Source organism: Oleiphilus sp. HI0128 (genome assembly GCF_001635365.1).
This window is the reverse complement of the sequence record NZ_LWGG01000337.1, coordinates 1-1,280: the sequence shown is the minus strand read 5'-3', so window position 1 is coordinate 1,280 and position 1,280 is coordinate 1. Positions and strand designations below refer to the sequence as shown.

Genomic DNA, 1,280 nt, shown 5'->3' with positions numbered 1-1,280 from the left:
GAATATAACCCCTAAAACGACAACAGGCTTAAAGTGGTTGTGTAAAAGCAGCAACTCACTGGTGCCAACTCCAAATTCAGCCTCACCATTAACGACGACTTCAATAGGGTCCATCTCTGGCTCGGCTTCCCGAATGGCGACATCCAAACCTTCTTCAGCGTAAAAACCTTTTTCCAGCGCCGCATAATAACCCGCAAATTGAAACTGATGTTTCCATTTGAGCTGTAGAGTTACACTTTCGCTGGACAAAGCATAGGGCACAGATGCCACCAACAAAGTCAGACTGAAAATCCAATTCTTAATCACATAGAAGCTCCTGCCTCTCGCCTCTTAGCACTGAAGGGCTATTACTATATTGTTCACTTCTCGACAATTTCCTAATATTATGCGCGACAATAGTGAAAACTACTATCCTTAAAGTCTAGCATTCAACTATCACTGACGCTTAATTTTGTTCAGTTTTTACGCGTCCGACGGCATCTAACCAGCCGCTATAGAGTTTTTTTGCATCTTCTGGACAAATATCAGGTGAAAAACGTTTATCAAGATGCCACATATCTGCAATCGTCTCGACGCTTTCAAATAAACCGGCCTTTAAACCAGCCAAGTATGCCGCACCTAATGCCGTGGTCTCGACAATTTCAGGCCGGTCAACCGAAACATTCAGAAGGTCAGATAGAAACTGTACAACCCAGTCATTGACCACCATGCCTCCATCTACTCTTAAAGTGTTTACTTGCGCACCATCTTTCTCCATCGCGTGGAGCAGATCCCTTGTCTGATAACACACTGACTGTAGGCCAGCTGTGACGATTTCTTCTATCCCCGTATCTCGAGTTAAACCGAACAAAGCACCTCGTGCATTCGGATCCCAATAAGGCGCACCTAAGCCAGTAAAGGCTGGTACCAGATAAACCGAATTGTCATAACCAACCTTCTTGGCCATCGCCACCGTTTCACTAGCATGAGAGATAAACTTTAAGCCATCACGCAACCATTGCACTGCCGCTCCTGCAACAAAGATGCTGCCCTCCAGAGCGTATGTCACTTCAGAATTCAGACGGTAGGCAACAGTAGTCAGTAAACGATTATTGGAGCGTAGTGGCTTCGCACCCGTATTGGCAATCATAAAGCAACCTGTTCCATAAGTGCTTTTGATCATGCCTGGCGTAAAGCAAGCCTGCCCTACCAAGGCGGACTGCTGATCACCTATCATACCGTAGACAGGCATAGAGATACCGAAAAGCTCAGCCTCGGTGTCACCAAACTCATCACTGCTA

The 1,280-nt window shown here is 45.9% G+C and carries 2 protein-coding genes; both read right to left on the bottom strand.

What is annotated here, in order from left to right:
* Positions 1–306: ABC transporter substrate-binding protein (locus A3763_RS04325; RefSeq protein WP_197482758.1), on the bottom strand; the 306-nt coding region annotated here is incomplete at its 3' end.
* Positions 307–445: 139 nt separating this feature from the next.
* Positions 446–1,280, bottom strand: an 835-nt coding sequence (locus A3763_RS04320; RefSeq protein WP_255376601.1) for an FGGY-family carbohydrate kinase, incomplete at its 5' end; no start/stop codon positions are given.